15 protein-coding genes are annotated in these 18,315 nt (G+C 70.3%); 2 read left to right on the top strand and 13 right to left on the bottom strand.

Annotated elements, in window-relative coordinates; translation table 11 throughout:
* Window positions 1–130: 130 nt before the first annotated feature.
* Complete coding sequence (locus AB0N73_RS09310) at window positions 131–1,162, top strand: aminotransferase class V-fold PLP-dependent enzyme (protein WP_363562721.1); 1,032 nt, start codon at window positions 131–133, stop codon at window positions 1,160–1,162.
* On the opposite strand, the gene AB0N73_RS09305 is transcribed toward AB0N73_RS09310, so the two are convergent.
* From AB0N73_RS09305 to AB0N73_RS09285, 5 genes are all read right to left on the bottom strand, one after another.
* Entirely contained in the window at window positions 1,159–2,400 is a 1,242-nt protein-coding gene (locus AB0N73_RS09305; RefSeq protein WP_363562676.1) for an MFS transporter, read from the bottom strand. The two genes, AB0N73_RS09310 and AB0N73_RS09305, sit on opposite strands and share 4 nt — an antisense overlap.
* The gene (locus AB0N73_RS09300; protein WP_363562674.1) at window positions 2,393–3,154 is read right to left on the bottom strand and encodes a fumarylacetoacetate hydrolase family protein; all 762 of its coding nucleotides are present in this window, start codon (window positions 3,152–3,154) and stop codon (window positions 2,393–2,395) included. Before AB0N73_RS09300 ends, AB0N73_RS09305 begins: the two co-directional genes overlap by 8 nt.
* Before the next feature lie 33 nt (window positions 3,155–3,187).
* Window positions 3,188–4,294, bottom strand: coding sequence for a branched-chain amino acid aminotransferase (locus tag AB0N73_RS09295; protein WP_363562672.1), 1,107 nt, complete (start codon window positions 4,292–4,294; stop codon window positions 3,188–3,190).
* 64 nt (window positions 4,295–4,358) lie between these two features.
* Window positions 4,359–5,411, bottom strand: a complete 1,053-nt coding sequence (locus tag AB0N73_RS09290; protein WP_363562670.1) for a 3-isopropylmalate dehydrogenase — start codon at window positions 5,409–5,411, stop codon at window positions 4,359–4,361.
* Between the two features lie 26 nt (window positions 5,412–5,437).
* A complete protein-coding gene (locus AB0N73_RS09285; RefSeq protein WP_363562668.1) occupies window positions 5,438–6,985 on the bottom strand; it encodes an MFS transporter in 1,548 nt (515 codons plus the stop codon).
* A gap of 68 nt (window positions 6,986–7,053) precedes the next feature.
* Here AB0N73_RS09285 and AB0N73_RS09280 point away from each other — a divergent pair, with 68 nt between their 5' ends.
* Window positions 7,054–7,599, top strand: a complete 546-nt coding sequence (locus tag AB0N73_RS09280) for a helix-turn-helix domain-containing protein (RefSeq protein ID WP_363562666.1) — start codon at window positions 7,054–7,056, stop codon at window positions 7,597–7,599.
* A gap of 10 nt (window positions 7,600–7,609) precedes the next feature.
* Here the strand turns inward: AB0N73_RS09280 and serA are convergent, their stop codons facing one another.
* The 8 genes from serA to ilvD form a co-directional block, all read right to left on the bottom strand.
* Window positions 7,610–9,214, bottom strand: coding sequence for a phosphoglycerate dehydrogenase (gene serA / locus AB0N73_RS09275; RefSeq protein ID WP_363562664.1), 1,605 nt, complete (start codon window positions 9,212–9,214; stop codon window positions 7,610–7,612).
* Window positions 9,215–9,350: 136 nt separating this feature from the next.
* The gene (locus AB0N73_RS09270) at window positions 9,351–9,695 is read right to left on the bottom strand and encodes a bacitracin resistance protein (RefSeq protein WP_363562662.1); all 345 of its coding nucleotides are present in this window, start codon (window positions 9,693–9,695) and stop codon (window positions 9,351–9,353) included.
* A complete protein-coding gene (locus AB0N73_RS09265) occupies window positions 9,692–10,153 on the bottom strand; it encodes a DNA polymerase III subunit gamma/tau (RefSeq protein WP_363562660.1) in 462 nt (153 codons plus the stop codon). Before AB0N73_RS09265 ends, AB0N73_RS09270 begins: the two co-directional genes overlap by 4 nt.
* A 73-nt stretch (window positions 10,154–10,226) precedes the next feature.
* Complete coding sequence (adhE, locus tag AB0N73_RS09260; protein WP_363562658.1) at window positions 10,227–12,917, bottom strand: bifunctional acetaldehyde-CoA/alcohol dehydrogenase; 2,691 nt, start codon at window positions 12,915–12,917, stop codon at window positions 10,227–10,229.
* 174 nt (window positions 12,918–13,091) lie between these two features.
* Window positions 13,092–14,117, bottom strand: coding sequence for a ketol-acid reductoisomerase (ilvC, locus tag AB0N73_RS09255; RefSeq protein WP_363562656.1), 1,026 nt, complete (start codon window positions 14,115–14,117; stop codon window positions 13,092–13,094).
* Between the two features lie 92 nt (window positions 14,118–14,209).
* Window positions 14,210–14,719, bottom strand: coding sequence for an acetolactate synthase small subunit (ilvN, locus tag AB0N73_RS09250; RefSeq protein ID WP_363562654.1), 510 nt, complete (start codon window positions 14,717–14,719; stop codon window positions 14,210–14,212).
* Window position 14,720: 1 nt separating this feature from the next.
* Window positions 14,721–16,523, bottom strand: a complete 1,803-nt coding sequence (locus tag AB0N73_RS09245) for an acetolactate synthase large subunit (protein WP_363562652.1) — start codon at window positions 16,521–16,523, stop codon at window positions 14,721–14,723.
* 45 nt (window positions 16,524–16,568) lie between these two features.
* Window positions 16,569–18,275 (bottom strand): dihydroxy-acid dehydratase, encoded by a 1,707-nt coding sequence (gene ilvD / locus AB0N73_RS09240; RefSeq protein ID WP_363562650.1) that lies wholly within the window; start codon window positions 18,273–18,275, stop codon window positions 16,569–16,571.
* Window positions 18,276–18,315 lie beyond the last annotated feature (40 nt).

Genomic DNA, 18,315 nt, shown 5'->3' with positions numbered 1-18,315 from the left:
TCCACGCGGACAACCTATAACGCGAGCTTATATCCGGGATACCGAACCTGCCGTAGACCTGCGCGACAGGCCGTCGCACGCTGGGGAGGTGACCCTCGTGAGCGACGCCCCCGCCCTCCGCATCCCGCCGATGCGAGCGGCGTTCGCGGGCGGCCGCGGCTACCTCGCCGCCTGCACCGGCGGGCTCCCGCCGCGCGCCGCGCACGAGGCGCTGCGGCGCGATCTCGAGCGGAGCGTGACGGAGGGCCCCGACCTCGGCGCCTACAGCGACGACGTCGAGGCGTCACGCGGTCACATCGCCCGTCTCCTCGGGGTCTCCCCCGCGCGCATCGCCATCGGGTCGCAGACCTCCGTGCAGGTCAGCCTGCTGGCCGCATCCCTGCCGATCGGCGCCGAGGTGGTGTGCGCCGAGGCGGACTTCTCCTCGCTGCTCCTGCCGTTCGCGCACGCCGGCCGCGACCTGCGTCTGCGGTCCGTGCCCCTCGCCGAGCTGCCGGGGGCCGTCACCGCCCAGACGGCGCTCGTCGCCTTCTCCCTCGTGCAGTCCGCCACCGGGGAGGTCGCGGACATCGCGGCCATCTCGGCCGCGGCGCGTGCAGTCGGCGCGCTGACCCTCTGCGACGGCACCCAGGCGGTCGGATGGATGCCGGTCGACGCCGGCCTGGTCGACGCATTCGTGGTGCACTCCTACAAATGGCTCTGCGCGCCGCGGGGCGTCGCATTCCTCGCGCTCGCGCCCCGGCTCGCCGCCGCGCTCCGTCCGGCGCAGGCGGGGTGGTACGCGGGAGCCGACCCGTGGCGCTCCTGCTACGGATCAGAGGTGGAGCTGGCCTCGGATGCGCGACGCTTCGACGTGTCGCCGGCGTGGCAGGCGTTCGTCGGGGCACGACCGGCGCTCGCCCTGTTCGCGCACGCCGATGTCGCCGCGATCCACGCCTACACGACGGGGCTCGCCGGCCGCTTCGCCGCGCGGATCGGGCTTCCCGTCGCAGCGCGGCCCACGGCGATCGTCACCTGGTCCGATCCCGACGGCCGGGACCTGGCGGCCCTCCGTGCCGCGGGTCTGGTCGTCTCCGGCCGCGCCGGGCGTGCCCGCGTCGCGTTCCACGTCTTCAACGACGACGAGGACGTCGACACGGCCGCGGCGTCACTCGGCCGCTAGGCGCTCCGCCGCCCCCGCGGCGACAGGAGCGCGATCACCGCGACGATCGCCAACGCAGCGAAGGCGAGACCGCCGTACCCGATCCACCCGAGCGCCGCGCCGGCGGCGATCGCACCGCCGGCGCCGACGAGGTTCATGGCGAGGTCGCTACGGCCCTGGCGACGCGTCCGCTCCGCCTCCCCGCTCGCCTCGACGAGCAGGGCGGCGCCCGCGACCGTCGCCGCGCTCCATCCGAGGCCCAGCAGCACGAGTCCGACCGTCACGGCGGCACCCGAGGACTGACCGAGGCCCGAGACGACGAGGGAGGCGGCCAGCAGCGCTTGGCCGAGCAGGATCGTGCGCACGCGGCCCCAGCGGTCGGCGAGCAGCCCGAACACCGGCGAGAGCGCGTACATGCCGGCGATGTGCAGGCTGATCGTCAGGCCGACGATCGACAGGCTCGCGCCCTGATGGGTCAGGTGGACGGGCGTCATCGCCATGATCGCGACCATGACCCCGTGCGAGCCGGCGATCGCGAGGATCGCGTAGCGCGCCGCCACCGGGCGATCCGCTCGGGCGACGGTCGTCCGGACCGCGCCGTGGCCGCCCTCGGCGAGCTGCCCCGCGACCACGAGCGGATCGGGCCGCAGGAACGCGAGGAACAGCGCGACGGCGAGCACCTGCGCGACGACGGTGAACAGGTAGGGACCGGTGAACCGCGGCATGCCGAGCGCGTCGCCGAGGACCTCACCGGGACCGATCAGGTTCGGACCGAGCACCGCGCCGATGGTCGTCGCCCAGACCACGATCGAGATGTCGCGTCCGCGCGACGCATCCGTTGCGAGGTCGGCGGCGGCGAAGCGCGACTGCAGGTTGGCCGCCTGCCCCGCGCCGATGAGCACGATGCCGGCGAGCAGAAGCGGGAAGGAACGCGAGCCGGCGGCGATCACGACGAGGATCACCCCGATGAGCGCCACCCCGAGGCCCGAGGTGAGCGCCGGACGCCGGCCGCGTCGCCGGGCGAGCGCGGCGAGCGGAATGGCGAAGGCGGCGGCGCCCAGCGTCACCGCGGCGGCGGCGAGCCCCGACAGCGACTCGTCGCCCGACAGATCGGCGGCGAGCAGGGCACCGAGCGAGACGGTGGCGCCGAACGCGACCCCGCCGAGGGTCTGTCCGAGCGAGAGCACCCAGACGGTGCGGCGACGGATCGCCGCCAGCCGTGCGCCGCCGAGCGGGTCGACGGCGCGCGCGTCAGGCATCGCGCACGCTGTTGCGCAGGGTACCGATCCCCTCGATCTCGACCTCGACCTCGTCACTGGCGACGATCGGCCCGACACCCGCGGGCGTTCCGGTCATGATCACGTCTCCGGGAAGCAGCGTGAAGGCCGCCGACGCGTACGCGACGAGATCGGCGACGCCGTGCACCATGTCGGACAGCGGGGCGCTCTGGCGCACCTCGCCGTTGACCCGCGTGACGAGCACGGCGGCAGGGTCGAGCTCGGTCTCCATCACGGGGCCGAGCGGGCAGAAGGTGTCGAACCCCTTCGCCCGGGCCCACTGACCGTCGCTGCGCTGCAGGTCACGGGCAGTGACGTCGTTGCCGACCGTGTAGCCGAACACGAACTCGAGGGCCTTGTCGGCGGGGACGTTCTTGGCGATGCGGCCGATCACGACCACCAGCTCACCCTCGAACTCCACCCGCTCCGACTGCGGCGGGCGCACGATCGTGTCGCCCGGGCCCACGACCGAGGTGTTGGGCTTGAGGAACATCAGCGGCTCGGCGGGCACCTCGTTGCCGAACTCCGCGGCGTGCGCACGGTAGTTGCGGCCGATGGCGACGACCTTCGAGCGCGGGATGACGGGGGCCAGCAGCGCGACGTCGGCGATCGGGATGCGGCGCCCGGTCGGCTCGAATCCGGCGAACATGGGGTCACCGGCGAGCACGACCAGGTCGGTGTCGTCGACGATGCCGTAGGCGATGGCGTCCTGGTGGCTGAAACGGGCGATCTTCACCCGCTCAGCCTACCCAGGACGCCGCCTCACCGGTCAGCCGTCGAGGCGGACCAGCCAGTTGTGGCGGTCTTCGCGGCGACCGTACTGGATGTCGGTGAGCTCCTCGCGCAGCGACAGCGCGAGCGAGCCCGTCGGCTGCTCGTCGAAGAAGTTCTTCCCCTTGAGCTGACCGATCGGGGTGACGACGGCCGCGGTGCCGCAGGCGAACACCTCGACGATGTCGCCGGAGGCGACGCCCTCGCGCCATTCGGCCAGCGTCACCGCGCGTCCCTCGACCTTGTGCCCGCGGTCGATCGCGAGCTGCAGGATCGAGTCGCGCGTGATGCCCTCGAGGATCGAGTCGGACTGCGGCGTCACGAGGGTGCCGTCCTTCTTGACGAAGACGATGTTCATGCCGCCCAGCTCTTCGACGTTGCCGTCCGCGTCGAGGAACACGACCTGGTCGCACTCGTTCTCGTACGCCTCCGACTGCGGCAGCAGGCTCGACGCGTAGTTGCCGCCGGTCTTGGCCGCTCCCGTGCCGCCCTTGCCGGCGCGCGAGTAGTCCTCGCTCAACCAGATCGACACCGGCTGCACGCCGCCCTTGAAGTAGGCGCCCGCGGGGCTCGCGATCAGGTAGTAGGCCACCTTGTTGGCGGGCCGCACACCGAGGAACGCCTCCTTCGCGAACATGAAGGGGCGCAGGTACAGGCTCTGGTCCTCGCCCGAGGGGACCCAGTCGCCGTCGAGAGCGACGAGCTCGCGCAACGACTGCAGGAAGTACGACACGGGCAGCTCGGGGAGCGCGAGGCGGCGCGCCGAACGCTGCAGGCGGCGTCCGTTCTGGTCGGGGCGGAAGGTGTGCACGGACCCATCCGCGTGACGGTAGGCCTTGATGCCCTCGAAGACCTCCTGGCCGTAGTGCAGGACGGCCGCGGCGGGGTCGAGCGAGATCGGGCCGTACGGCTGCACGCGCGGACGGTGCCAGCCACCGCGGACGGACCAGCAGATGTCGACCATGTGGTCGGTGAACGCGGTGCCGAAGCCGGGGTTGGCCAAGATCTCGGCGCGCTGGGCCGGAGCCTTCGCCGCCAGGTTCTTCGTGACCTGGAACGTGAGCGGCTCGAGGCCGGCGTCCGGATCGGTGTCGAGGAGTGTCATGAGATGTCTCGCTTCGTCTGCGCGCGGGGCGCGTTCTGGGGGCGACGGATGCTGCGGGTCCAGGTTACGCCCGGAGCCGGGCCACGATCGCGTCGCCGATCTGCGTCGTGGTGCGGGGGGACGACCCTCTGGCGGCGATGTCGGATTCGACCGCACCGGTGAGGCGGCCCGCTTCGTCCTGCAGTCCCAGGTGGTCCAGGAGCAGGGCGACCGAGAGGATCGCGGCCGTGGGGTCGGCCTTCTGCTGTCCGGCGATGTCGGGAGCCGATCCGTGCACGGGCTCGAACATCGACGGGAACGCGCCGTCCGGGTTGATGTTGCCGGAAGCGGCGAGGCCGATGCCACCGGTGACGGCGCCAGCCAGATCGGTCAGGATGTCGCCGAAGAGGTTGTCGGTGACGATCACGTCGAAACGGCCCGGGTTCGTGACCAGGAAGATCGTTGCCGCGTCGACGTGCAGGTAGTCTACGGCGACCTCGGGGTGCTCGAGCGCCACCTCGTCGACGATCCGCTTCCAGATGCCGCCCGCGTGCACGAGCACGTTGGTCTTGTGCACCAGCGTGAGACGGCGCCGACGCCGCTCGGCCTCGGCGAACGCGAACCGCACGACCCGTTCCACGCCGAAGGCGGTGTTCACCGAGGTCTCGTTGGCGACCTCGTGGGGCGTCCCCACGCGGATCGCGCCGCCGTTGCCGACATAAGGACCTTCCGTGCCCTCGCGGACCACGACGAAGTCGATCTCGCCCGGATCGGCGAGCGGTCCGGCGGCGCCGGGGTAGAGCTTCGACGGGCGCAGGTTCACGTAGTGGTCGAGGGCGAACCGCAGCCTCAACAGCAGCCCGCGTTCGATGTTCGCGTTCGCGAGCCGGGGGTCGCCCGGCACGCCTCCGACGGCGCCCAGCAGGATCGCGTCGTGGCCGGCGATCGCCGCGAGGTCGTCGTCGGAGAGCGTGTCGCCGGTCTCGAGGTAGCGACCGGCGCCGAGCGAGAACGTCGTCTTCTCGAACGCGACGCCGCTGTCCGCCGTCACGGCATCGAGAGCCTTGACGGCCTCAGCGACGACCTCCGGACCGATGCCGTCACCGGGGATGACGGCGAGCTTCACGACGCGCGACATGGCACTCCTTGCTGGGATGCCGCGGATCAGCGCCGCGGCGTGTGGCGGGATCCTCCCAGCGTAGTGGCGGCGATCACACCGGCCACGACGACGAGTCCGGCGCCGATCAACGACGTCGCGCCGACGCCGGCGTCGAAGGCGTGGGCGGCCGCATCCGCGAGCGATCGGCCGAGCGCCGGATCCAGTTGGCCCGCCTGGTGCATGGCGCCCGCGAGCGTCTCGCGCGCCGCTTCGCCCGCCGCGGCCGGGACTCCCTCGGGGATCTGCAGGTTGGCCCGGTAGAGCGCCGTCAGGAGCCCGCCCAGCAGCGACGTGCCGAGCACGGCACCGACCTCGTACGCCGTCTCGGAGACGGCGCTGGCCGCACCCGCCTTGGCGGGCGGCGCACTGGCGAGCACGAGCTCGTTCGAGACGGTCTCGGCCGCGCCGATGCCGATGCCCAAGGACACGAACGCGAGGACGAGGGTGCCCACGGCGTTCGGGTCGGTCGAGGTGGCGACCAGCACGTACCCGAGGAAGGAGAACACGAGGGCGCCGGGGACGACGATCCTCGGCGAGACGCGCTTGGCCACCGGGACCACCGCGAGGCCGGCGACGATCGTGGCCGCCATGCCCGGTACCAGTGCCAGCCCCGCATCCATCGGCGAGAGTCCGACGATCAGCTGCAGGTGCTGCGAGACGAAGTAGATGAAGCCGACCAGGGCGAGCACGCTCAGGAGGTTCACCAGGAGCGCACCGGTGAAGGACCCGCGCCGGAAGAGCCGCACGTCGAGCATGGGTGCGCTCGAGCGCACCTGGCGACGCACGAACAACCAGCCGAACACCAGGCCCGCGACGACGAGCACGCCGACCAGCAGGCTCGGACCGTGCGCGGCCACCTCCTTGATCGCGTAGACGATGGGCGCCATGGTGGCCATCGACAGCACGATGCTGAGCGGATCGATGCGGCCGGGGTTCGGGTCGCGGCTCTCGGGCACGAGGAACGGTGCGAGGACGAGCAGCGGCACGAGCACGGGCACGGCCATGAGGAAGACCGATCCCCACGCGAAGTGCTCAAGGAGGACGCCTCCCACGATGGGCCCGAGTGCCGAGCCGGCGGAGAACATCGCGGCCCAGACCGCGATCGCGAGCCGGCGCTGGTCGCGATCGGTGAAGATGCTGCGCAGCAGCGACAGCGTGGAGGGCATGAGCATCGCGCCGAAGACGCCCATGAGAGCGCGCGCGGCGATGAGCAGCTCGGCGGTCGGCGCGAAGGCCCCGAGCGCCGAGACGGCCGCGAATCCGGTCGCGCCGATCAGGAGCAGCCGACGGCGCCCGAAGCGGTCGCCGAGGGTGCCCATCGTGACGAGCGCGCCGGCCAGGACCAGCGGGTACACGTCGATGATCCAGAGCTGCTGGGTGCTCGTGGGCTGCAGGTCGAGCGCGATCACGGGCAGGGCGAAGCTCAGCACCGTGTTGTCGACCGAGACGAGCAGCACGGGCAGCATCAGCACGACGAGAGCGGCCCAGCCGCGCCATCCCACGCGGGTTCCCTGCGCGTCGGCGATCGCGATGTCTTGAGTGAGTGTGTTCATAGTTTCTATACCGTCCAGCTGGTATAGTAACAGAGGTTCGACGCGAGGGAATGGATACGATCGAGACCATGAGCAGACCACCCCGCGCCCGCGAGCTGGTGCTCGACGCCTTCGAGTCGCTGCTCATCTCCGACGGGGAACGCGCCGCCACGATGGAGGCCACGGCGCGCGTCGCCGGTGTGTCCAAGGGCGGGCTGCTCTACCACTTCGCCTCGAAGGACGCGCTGGAGGCCGGGCTGATCGAACGCCTCGACGCCCTCGTCACCGAGGACATCGCCGAGATGGCATCGGCACCCGAGGGACCGGTCGCCTTCTTCGTGCGCACCTCGGCGATGTCGGACGACCCGCTCGACCGCGCGATCATCTCGGTGTCACGTCTGGCGCAGGGCGGGCACGCTCCGGCGGGTGCGGCGCTGCGCTCGGTCCGCGAGCGGTGGGCCGACGAGCTGCGCCCCCACGTGGCCGACCAGACCGCGCTCGACCTCGTCATGCTCGTCAGCGACGGGTTGTATTACAACAACGCGCTCGAAGGCGATGGGATCGCCGGCCCCGTGCCGACCGATGCCGCCATGAGCGCCCTCATCGCCCTCGTCGAACGGACGACGAAGGCGTGAGGGGTCTCGCTCAGGACTCGGTGATCTCGATCTGACGGAAGAGGTCGGCGCCGACGGCGGTGCCCATCTCCTCGAGCAGCGCGTCGGGCACGGGCGAGTCGACCGTGAGCACCGACAGCGCGCGACCGGAGACGTCGGAGCGGGCGACCTGCAGACCCGCGATGTTGATGTTCGCGTCGCCGAGCTTCTGGCCGTAGATCGCGACGATCCCCGGGCGGTCGGCGTAGCGCATGACGACGTGGTGGCGCTCGATCGGCACCTCGATCTCGTACCCGTTGATGTCGACGATCTTCGGCACCATGCGGGTGCCGGCGAGGGTGCCCGAGACGGTGAGGACGGTGCCGTCCGAGAGCGTGCCGCGCAGGGTCGTGATGTTGCGGTACAGCGGGCTGTCGGCCTCGACGATCAGTCGCGTCTCGATCCCCCGCTGCTCGGCGAACAACGGCGCGTTCACGTACGAGACGCTCTCGCTCACGATGTTGGCGAGGATCCCCTTGAGGGCCGCGAGGCGGTAGACGCTCACGTCGTAGCCTGCGAGCTCGCCGCGGACCTCGATGTCGAGGTTGGTCAGCGCGCCCTGCGCGAGACCGGAGAAGAACTGGCCGAGGGCTTCGACGAGGGCGATGCCGGGGCGCACGAACGGGTCGATGATGCCGCCGGCGACGTTGACCGCGTCGGGCACGAGGTCGCCCTCGAGGGCGAGCTTGACCGACCGGGCGACCGAGACGCCGGCCTTCTCCTGCGCCTCTTCCGTCGACGCACCCAGGTGCGGTGTGACGACCACGTTCGGCAGGGCGAGCAGTCGTGCCGCCGAGCCACCCTCGACCGGGGGCTCGCTCGTGAACACGTCGAGTCCGGCGCCGGCGATCTCGCCCGCCGTCAGCGCCTCGAACAGCGCCTCCTCGTCGATGAGGCCGCCGCGGGCGACGTTCACGACGAAGGCGGTGGGCTTCATCCGCTGCAGCTGCGCGGTGCTGATCATGCCGGTGGTCTCGGGCGTCTTCGGCATGTGGATCGTGATGAAGTCGCTCTGCTCGAGCAGCTCGTCGAGCGTGAGCAGCTCGACCCCCAGCTGCTGCGCGCGAGCGCTCGTGACGTACGGGTCGTAGGCGACGACGCGCATGTCGAACGCGAGCAGACGGGCGGCGATGAGCGCGCCGATCCGGCCCAGGCCGATGATGCCGACGGTCTTCTCGAAGAGCTCGGTGCCCGTGAACGAGCTGCGCTTCCACTGCCCGTCGGCGAGCGAGGCGTGGGCGGCCGGGATGCGGCGGGCCAGGCTCAGGATGTGGCCGACCGTGAGCTCGGCGGCGGAGACGATGTTCGACGTCGGCGCGTTGACCACCATGACACCGGCGGTCGTGGCGGACTTGATGTCGACGTTGTCGAGCCCGACGCCCGCGCGGGCGATGACCTTGAGCACGGGGGCCGCGGCGATCGCCTCGGCGTCCATCTTCGTCGCCGAGCGGATGAGGACGGCGTGCGCTTCGGCGAGGGCCGGCAGGAGCGCGGCGCGGTCGGCACCGTCGACGGAGCGGATCTCGAAGTCGGGTCCGAGAGCGTCGATCGTGGCGGGCGAGAGCTCTTCGGCGATGAGGACGACAGGCTTGGTCACAGCGATGTCCTTCTGCAGCGGGACGTCGCGCACGGCACGACGGCGGAGGCGGGGAATATGCGATCGCGCGGGACCCGCGGCGCAGTGCTGCCAGCCTAGCGCGCCGTCCGAGGTGCCCCGGACCGCGTGACGACGCTCAGCCGCCGTAGAGTCCGGGCGTCACGGATGCGTAGGCGAACACGTTGAGCCAGAGGGCGGCGACCAGGCACAGCCCGCACACCAGCAGCAGGACGAACGGCAGCGCCCGGCGCCGCCATCCCAGCGCGAACGCGCCGGCGAACGCCGCGAGCGGGAAGACGACGGGAAGCAGCAGCACGAACCAGCCGTAGCCGGTGAGGCCCGCGGCCCCGCCGGACTGCTGGACGAGGAAGCCCACCGCCGTCCACACGGCGAACGCGTAGAACAGCGCGGCGAATCCCGCGATCGTGACGATGAGCCAGACGGGAAGTGCCGTCGGCCGCGACGTGGTCACCGCGCTCATGCGCCCACTCCCACCATGAGGAACGGCCAGGGGACGAGGACGACGGCGCCGACCACCAGCAGGGCGAACCGCAGCCAGGACGGCCGTGCGCGGGTCAGGAGCAGGATCGTCGCGTACCAGGCGACGGGCGCGAGGGTCGCGAGGATCCAGGCCGCCGTGTGGGCCGCCGGATCGACGAAGAGCTGCGCGATGAGCTGCAGGCGGGAGCCGCCGATGAACCAGCCGATCGCCAGGAGCAGGTAGATGCCGCCGAAGACGCCGACCCCGACGAGCGCCGCGTTGCTGAGCGTCGCGGGCGCGGAATCGTCGGGATCGGCCGGGGTCTCCCCCGCATCCGCTGCGGGCGCCGCGGCCGCATCCTGCGGGACGCGCACCGGTACGGCGGGAGCTGCCGCGCCCACGAGCGTGGGATCGTCGTCGCCGTCCCAGCTCAGGGCGTCATCGTCACGCGAAGCCATGCGTCGAGCCTATCGCGTGGCATGCCGTCGGCCCCGGGATCGCGACGATCCCGGGGCCGACGGCAGGAGGGCGTCAGGCGTCCTGCGTGGGTCGCTCCGGTGTCACGGCGTCGTCCGGCGTCGTGGTCGCGGCCGCGCGCCGGGCGCGCACCTCGTCGAAGCTCGTGCCGTAGTAGGCGGCCTCCATGATCGTGCGCATGTCGGCGAGCAGCGGCATCCGCGGATTCGCCGGTGCGCACTGGTCGCCGTAAGCGGCCATCGCGAGCTCGTCGAGGCGCCCGATGAACTCGGACTCGGCCACGCCCTGCTGCTGGAACGACCGCTCGATACCGACCGCGTCGCGCAGGGTTTCGACGGCCCGTGCATAGCTCTCGACGCCCTGCCCGGGCGTCTCCGCCGGAAGGCCCAGGTGGCGGGCGATCTCCTGGAACCGCTCGGGGGCGATGTAGCGCTCGTACTTGGGCCAGCTCGTGACCTTCGCGGGCACCCGTCCGTTGTAGCGGATGGCGTGGGGCAGGTAGATGGCGTTGGTCCGGCCGTGCACGAGGTGGAACTTCGATCCGGTCACATGGGCCATCGCGTGCACGATGCCGAGGAACGCGTTGCCGAAGGCCATTCCCGCGATGGATGCCGCGTTGTGCATCTTCTCCCGCGCCCGGATGTCGGCCGCATCCGTCGATCCCGCCGGTGCCTGGGCGCTGCGCTCGATGTTCTGGAAGATCAGGCTGATGGCGTGGAGCGCCAGACCGTCCGTGAAGTCGTTGGCGTACACCGAGACGTAGGCCTCGGTGGCGTGGGTGAGGGCGTCGAAGCCCGCATCCGCCACGAGGAACGCCGGCAGCGCGGCCGTCAGCTGCGGGTCGATGATCGCCACCGACGGGGTGAGGGCGTAGTCGGCGAGAGGGTACTTCATGCCCGTCGTCTCGTCGGTGATGACCGCGAACGGCGTCATCTCCGAGCCGGTGCCCGAGGTGGTCGGCACGCACACCAGCTTCGCCTTCGCGCCGAGCTCGGGGAACGTGAATGCGCGCTTGCGGATGTCGAAGAACTTCTCGCGCATGTCGGAGAACTGCACGTCGGGGTTCTCGTAGAGCAGCCACATGACCTTCGCGGCGTCCATGGGAGACCCGCCGCCGAGGGCGATGATGGTGTCGGGCTGGAACTCGCGCATCTGCGCGGCTCCCGCCTGGACGCTCGCCACGGTGGGCTCCGGCTGCACGCCGTCGATGATCTGCACGTGCACCCGATCGGCCCGCCGGCCCAGCATGTCGACCACGCGGTCCACGAACCCCATCCGCGTCATCGTCGCGTCGGTGACGATGGTGACGCGATCGACGTTCTTCATGTCGATGAGGTAGCGCAGCGCGTTGGGCTCGAAGTAGGTCTTCGCCGGGATCTTGAACCACTGCAGGTTGTTGTTGCGTCGCCCGACGCGCTTGATGTTCACGAGGTTCACCGCCGAGACGTTGTTGGAGACCGAGTTGCGTCCGTAGGAGCCGCACCCGAGCGTGAGCGACGGCATGAACGCGTTGTAGATGTCGCCGATGCCACCGAGCGCCGAGGGCGCGTTCTCGATGATGCGCACCGCCTTCACGCGGTCGGCGAAGTCGGCGATGACCGCCGGGTCGTTGCTGTGGATCGCCCCGGAGTGGCCGAGGCCGTCGAAGGCGACCATCTGCTCGGCCAGGTCGATGCCCTCCTGCGCGTTGGCCGCGCGGAGGACGGCCAGCACCGGCGCGAGCTTCTCGCGCGTGAGCGGCTCGTGCGGGCCCACGCCCGAGACGTCGGCCAGGATGATCGAGGTGTCCTCGGGCACCGAGAAGCCGGCCTGCTCGGCGATCCACACCGGCGACTGCCCGACCACGGCGGCGTTGAGCTTGGCGTCGGCGCAGTTGGCGTCTTCCGCCGCCACGCCGAAGATGAACTCCTCGAGCAGGCGCTTCTCGGCCGGCGTCGCCCGGTAGGCGTGCAGCCGCGCGAACTCGGCGAGGGCCTCCTCCGCGATGGGCTCGTCGAGGATGACGGCTTGTTCGGAGGCGCACACCATCCCGTTGTCGAACGACTTCGAGATCACGATGTCGTTGACGGCGCGGCCGACCTTGGCGGTGCGCTCGATGAAGGCGGGGACGTTGCCCGCGCCGACGCCCAGTGCGGGCTTGCCGCAGGAGTAGGCCGCGCGCACCATCGCATTGCCGCCGGTCGCGAGGATGAGCGCGACACCGGGATGGTTCATGAGCTCACCGGAGGCCGCCAGCGACGGCTCCGCGATCCACTGCACGCAGTCAGCGGGGGCTCCCGCCGCGATCGCCGCATCGCGGACGATCGTCGCGGCCGCGACCGAGCACTGCTGCGCGGACGGGTGGAAGCCGAAGATGATGGGATTGCGGGTCTTCAGCGCGATCAGCGCCTTGAAGATCGCCGTCGAGGTGGGGTTCGTGACCGGCGTGATGGCGCAGACGACGCCGACGGGGTCCGCGATCTCGGTGATCCCAGTGATCTCGTCGACCGAGATGACCCCCACCGTGCGCTGGTCGATGATCGAGTGCGTCACGTGCTCGCAGGCGAACATGTTCTTGACGGCCTTGTCCTCGAAGAGCCCGCGTCCGGTCTCCTGGACGGCGAGCTCGGCGAGGTCCGCGTGGTGACTGAGCGCGGCGACCGATGCCTTTCGGACGATGTGATCGATCTGCTCTTGCGTGAAGGATGCGTATGCGGCCAGCGCCTCCTGCGCCCGGTCGACAAGGGCATCGATGGCGACAGACATCGGTAGCTCCCACTCCGCGCGGACGTTCGCCGCGCTCTGGGGTCAGAATAATGAGTGGTCTGACCTCTCGAAACGAGCGCGGGCCGGAACAAAGAACCCGGCCGCCGCATCCCCTGGTGAGGGTGCGGCGGCCGGGCCGTGTCGCGGTGCGGATCAGCGCACGGCGGGTCTGTCTCAGCGCGCGGCGCTGCCTTCGGTGTAGTCGGCGTCCTGCTGCTTCCACGCGAACAGCGAGCGGAGCTCGCGACCGACGGTCTCGATCGGGTGCTGGGCGGCCTTCTCGCGGAGTTCGGTGAACTCGACGGCGCCGTTGTCCTGGTCGGTGATGAAGCGGTCCGCGAAGGCGCCCGACTGGATGTCGGCGAGAACGCCCTGCATGTTCTCCTTGACGCGCGGGTCGATGACGCGCGGGCCCGAGACGTAGTCGCCGTACTCGGCCGTGTCCGAGACCGACCAGCGCTGCTTGGCGATGCCGCCCTCCCACATGAGGTCGACGATCAGCTTGAGCTCGTGCAGCACCTCGAAGTAGGCGATCTGCGGCTGGTAGCCCGCCTCCGTCAGCGTCTCGAACCCGTACTGGACGAGCTGCGAGACACCGCCGCAGAGCACGGCCTGCTCGCCGAACAGGTCGGTCTCGGTCTCCTCGGTGAACGTCGTCTTGATGACGCCGGCACGGGTGCCGCCGATCGCCTTGGCGTACGACAGCGCGGTGGCCCAGGCCGAGCCCGACGCGTCGCGCTCGACGGCGATGATGTCGGGGATGCCGCGACCGGCGACGAACTCGCGCCGCACCGTGTGGCCCGGGGCCTTCGGCGCGATGAGGATCACGTCGACGCCCTCGGGGGCATCGATGTAGCCGAAACGGATGTTGAAGCCGTGCGCGAAGGCGAGCGTCTTGCCGGCGGTGAGCTTGTCCTTGATGGACTCGCTGAAGATCGAACGCTGGTGCTGGTCCGGCGCGAGGATCATGATGAGGTCGGCCCACTCGGCGGCGTCGGCGACCGAACGCACCTCGAAGCCGTCCTCCTGCGCCTTCGGGGCGGACTTCGAGCCGTCCTTGAGCGCGATGACGACCTCGACGCCCGAGTCGCGCAGGTTCTGCGCGTGGGCGTGGCCCTGCGAGCCGTACCCGACGATCGCGACCTTCTTGTTCTGGATGATCGACAGATCGGCGTCGGCGTCGTAGAAGATCTCAGCCATGTGTGTCCTACTCCTTATGTGGGGATCGTTCTGATCGTGTGTTCTCGCTGTGCTCGCTCGACGGACGGGAGCGGCAGCGGGGATGGGTGGGTCTAGCCGCGCAGGACGCGCTCGGTGATGCTCTTGCCGCCGCGGCCGATGGCGAGAAGACCCGACTGCGCGAGCTCCTTGATGCCGAACGGCTCGAGCGCCCGCAGGAAGGCCTCGACCTTGCCGCGGTCGCCGGTGATCTCGACCACCAGCGCATCGGGCGCGTAGTCCACGATCGACGCGCGGAAGAGGTTCACCACCTCGAGCACGTTCGAGCGGGTGGCGTTGTCGGCGCGCACCTTCACGAGCATGTGCTCGCGCTGCACGGACGACTCGGGGTCCAGCTCGACGATCTTGATCACGTTGATCAGCTTGTTCAGCTGCTTGGTGACCTGCTCGAGCGGCAACTGGTCCACATCCACCGCGACGGTGATGCGCGAGAGACCCGGCACCTCCGTGACGCCGACCGCGAGCGACTCGATGTTGAAGCCGCGGCGGGCGAAGAGCCCCGCGACGCGGGTCAGCAGGCCCGGCTTGTCCTCGACGAGCAGGCTCAGCACGTGACTGGTCATCTCAGGCCTCCTCGTCGAACGACGGCGCGTGCTCGCGCGCGTACTGGACGTAGCTGTTGCTGACGCCCTGCGGAACCATCGGCCACACCATCGCGTCCGCCGAGACGACGAAGTCGATGATCACGGGCCGATCGTTGGTCGCGAGCGCGAGCTCGATGGCCGCGTCGATCTCGTCCTCGCGCTCCACGCGGATGGCGAGGCAGCCGTAGGCCTCCCCCAGCTTCACGAAGTCGGGGATGCGGGCCGTGCCGTGACCGGTGTTGAGGTCGGTGTTCGAGTGGCGACCGTCGAAGAACAGGGTCTGCCACTGGCGCACCATGCCCAGCGACGAGTTGTTGATGATCGCGACCTTGATCGGGATCTCGTTGATGACGCAGGTCGCGAGCTCCTGATTGGTCATCTGGAAGCAGCCGTCGCCGTCGATCGCCCAGACGACGCGCTCGGGCTGGGCGACCTTCGCGCCCATCGCCGCGGGGATCGCGTAGCCCATGGTGCCCGCGCCGCCGGAGTTCAGCCAGGAGTTGGGGCGCTCGTACTTGATGAACTGCGCCGCCCACATCTGGTGCTGTCCGACGCCGGCCGCGTACACGGCCTCGGGCCCGGTGAGCTCGCCGATGCGCTGGATGACGTGCTGCGGCGAGAGGAGGCCGTCGGTCGTCGGCGCGTAGCCCAGCGGGAACTCCTCGCGGAGACCGTCGAGGTACGACCACCACTCGGCGGTGTCGGGAGTGCCGTCGCCGAGCTGCAGGCGGAACGCCGCGTCGAGGTCGACCAGGACGTCGCGCACGTCGCCCACGATCGGCACATCGGCGAAGCGGATCTTGGAGATCTCGGCGGGGTCGATGTCGACGTGCACGACCTTGGCGTGCGGCGCGAAGAGCGCCGCCTTGCCCGTCACGCGATCGTCGAACCGAGCGCCGAGCGCGACGATGAGGTCGGCCTCCTGCAGCGCCAGCACGGCGGGGACCGTGCCGTGCATGCCGGGCATGCCGAGGTGCTGCGTATGCGAGTCGGGGAACGCGCCGCGCGCCATCAGCGTCGTGACGACGGGCGCGCCCGTGGTCTCGGCCAGGGTCAGGAGCTCCTCGGAGGCGTGCGCGCGGATGACGCCGCCACCGACGTAGAGCACCGGCTTCTTGGCCTCGGCGAGCATCTGCGCCGCGGCCTGGATCTGCTTGCCGTGGGCCTTGGTCACCGGACGGTAGCCGGGCAGATCGATCTTCGGCGGCCAGACGAAGGGCGCGGACGCCTGCTGCGCGTCCTTCGTGATGTCCACCAGCACGGGGCCGGGGCGACCCGTGCCCGCGATCTCGAACGCGGCGGCGATGGCGCCGGGGATGTCCTCGGGCGTCTTGACGAGGAACGAGTGCTTGGTGATCGGCATCGTGATGCCGACGATGTCCGCCTCCTGGAAGGCGTCCGTCCCCATGAGGGTCGAGAAGACCTGCCCCGTGATGCACACGAGCGGCACCGAGTCCATGTAGGCGTCGGCGATGGCGGTGACCAGGTTGGTCGCGCCCGGGCCCGAGGTCGCGATCGCGACGCCGGTGCGACCCGACGCGGAGGCGTAGCCCTCCGCCGCGTGTCCGGCCCCCTGCTCGTGGCGGACGAGGATGTGGCGGACCGCCTCGTCGTCCATGAGCGGGTCGTAGACGGGCATGATGGCGCCGCCCGGCAGACCGAAGACGTCGGTGACGCCCAGGTTGTCGAGAGAGCGGACGACCGCCTCGGCGCCCGTCATGACGGGAGCCGATTGCGATCGGGCCGGCGGCCGGGGAACGGCCGCTGAAGTGTCGATAGACATGGTGAAGAACCTCGCGATGATGAGGAGACGATGTCGGAGCCGAAGTTACCCCGTGACGGCGCCTTCCGCAGCGGAACGCACCAGCTTCGAGTACTTGGCCAAGACGCCACGGGTATAGCGCGGGGGAAGCGGCTCCCAGCCAGAGCGGCGGGAGCTCAGCTCGGCCTCATCGACGAGTAGGTCGAGAGAGCGAGCCGCGATATCGACCCGTATCAGATCACCATCGCGCACGAAGGCGATCGGACCTGCGTCCACTGCCTCCGGTGCTACGTGGCCGATGCACAGGCCGGTTGTGCCGCCCGAGAATCGTCCGTCCGTCAAGAGTAGTACATCTTTTCCGAGGCCGGCGCCCTTGATGGCGGCCGTCACGGCCAGCATCTCGCGCATGCCGGGGCCGCCCTTGGGGCCCTCGTAGCGGATGACGACGACATCGCCGGCGTTGATCTCGCCCGCCTCCAACGCATCCATCGCGGCGCGCTCGCGCTCGAACACGCGGGCGGGGCCCTCGAACACCGAGGCGTCGAAGCCGGCGGTCTTGACGACGGCGCCCTCGGGGGCCAGCGAGCCGTGGAGCACGGTGATGCCGCCGGTCGCGTGGATGGGGTTGTCGAACGAGTGGATGACGGTGCCGTCGACCGGGTCGGGATCGAGGTCGCGCAGGTTCTCGGCGAGCGTCTTGCCGGTGACCGTCAGCGCGTCGCCGTGGAGCAGACCCTCGTCGAGCATCGCCTTCATGATCACCGGGATGCCGCCGTGGCGGTCGACGTCGTTCATGACGTACTGGCCGAACGGCTTCATGTCGGCCACGTGCGGCACCTTGTCGCCGATGCGGTTGAAGTCGTGCAGCGTGAGGTCGATGTCGGCCTCACGGGCGATCGCCAGCAGGTGCAGCACGACGTTCGTCGAGCCGCCGAGGGCCATCGCCAGGGCGATCGCGTTCTCGAACGCCTCCTTCGTCAGGATGTCGCGGGTCGTGATGCCCAGCCGCAGGAGGTTGACGACGGCCTCGCCGGAGCGGTGCGCGAAGTAGTCGCGGCGGCGGTCGGCCGAGGGCGGCGCGGCGCTGCCGGGCAGGCTCAGCCCGAGCGCTTCGGCGACGGAGGCCATGGTGTTGGCCGTGTACATGCCGCCGCACGCGCCCTCACCGGGCGCGATCGCGCACTCGATGCGCTTCAGGTCGGCCTCGCTCATCTTGCCGGCGAGGCAGGCGCCCACGGCTTCGAACGAGTCGATGATCGTGACGTCCTTCTCGGTGCCGTCGCTGAGCTTGACCCAGCCCGGGGCGATCGATCCGGCGTACAGGAACACGCTCGAGAGGTCGAGGCGGGCCGAGGCCATGAGCATGCCCGGGATCGACTTGTCGCAGCCGGCCAGCAGCACGCTGCCGTCGAGGCGCTCGGCCATCATGACGGTCTCGACGGAGTCGGCGATGACCTCGCGGCTCACGAGCGAGAAGTGCATGCCCTCGTGGCCCATCGAGATGCCGTCCGAGACCGAGATGGTGCCGAACTGCAGCGGGTAGCCGCCGCCGGCGTGCACGCCTTCCTTGGCGCCCTGCGCGAGGCGGTCCAGGCTCAGGTTGCAGGGGGTGATCTCGTTCCAGCTGGACGCGATACCGATCTGGGGCTTGTCCCAGTCCTCGTCTCCCATGCCGACCGCGCGCAGCATGCCGCGGGAGGTGGTCGCTTCGATGCCGTCGGTGACGGCTCGGCTGCGAGGCTTGATGTCGATGGCTTCGTCGGGGTGGCTCACCGTTGCAGTCTATGGCCGTCGCCGCCGTGTTCCGGCCGCT

Origin of the sequence: Microbacterium sp. NPDC089189, from assembly GCF_040685095.1 — a bacterium.
Classification (GTDB): Bacteria; Actinomycetota; Actinomycetes; order Actinomycetales; family Microbacteriaceae; genus Microbacterium.
The sequence above is the reverse complement of the archived record's forward strand: the minus strand, read 5'-3'. Positions and strand labels throughout refer to the sequence as shown.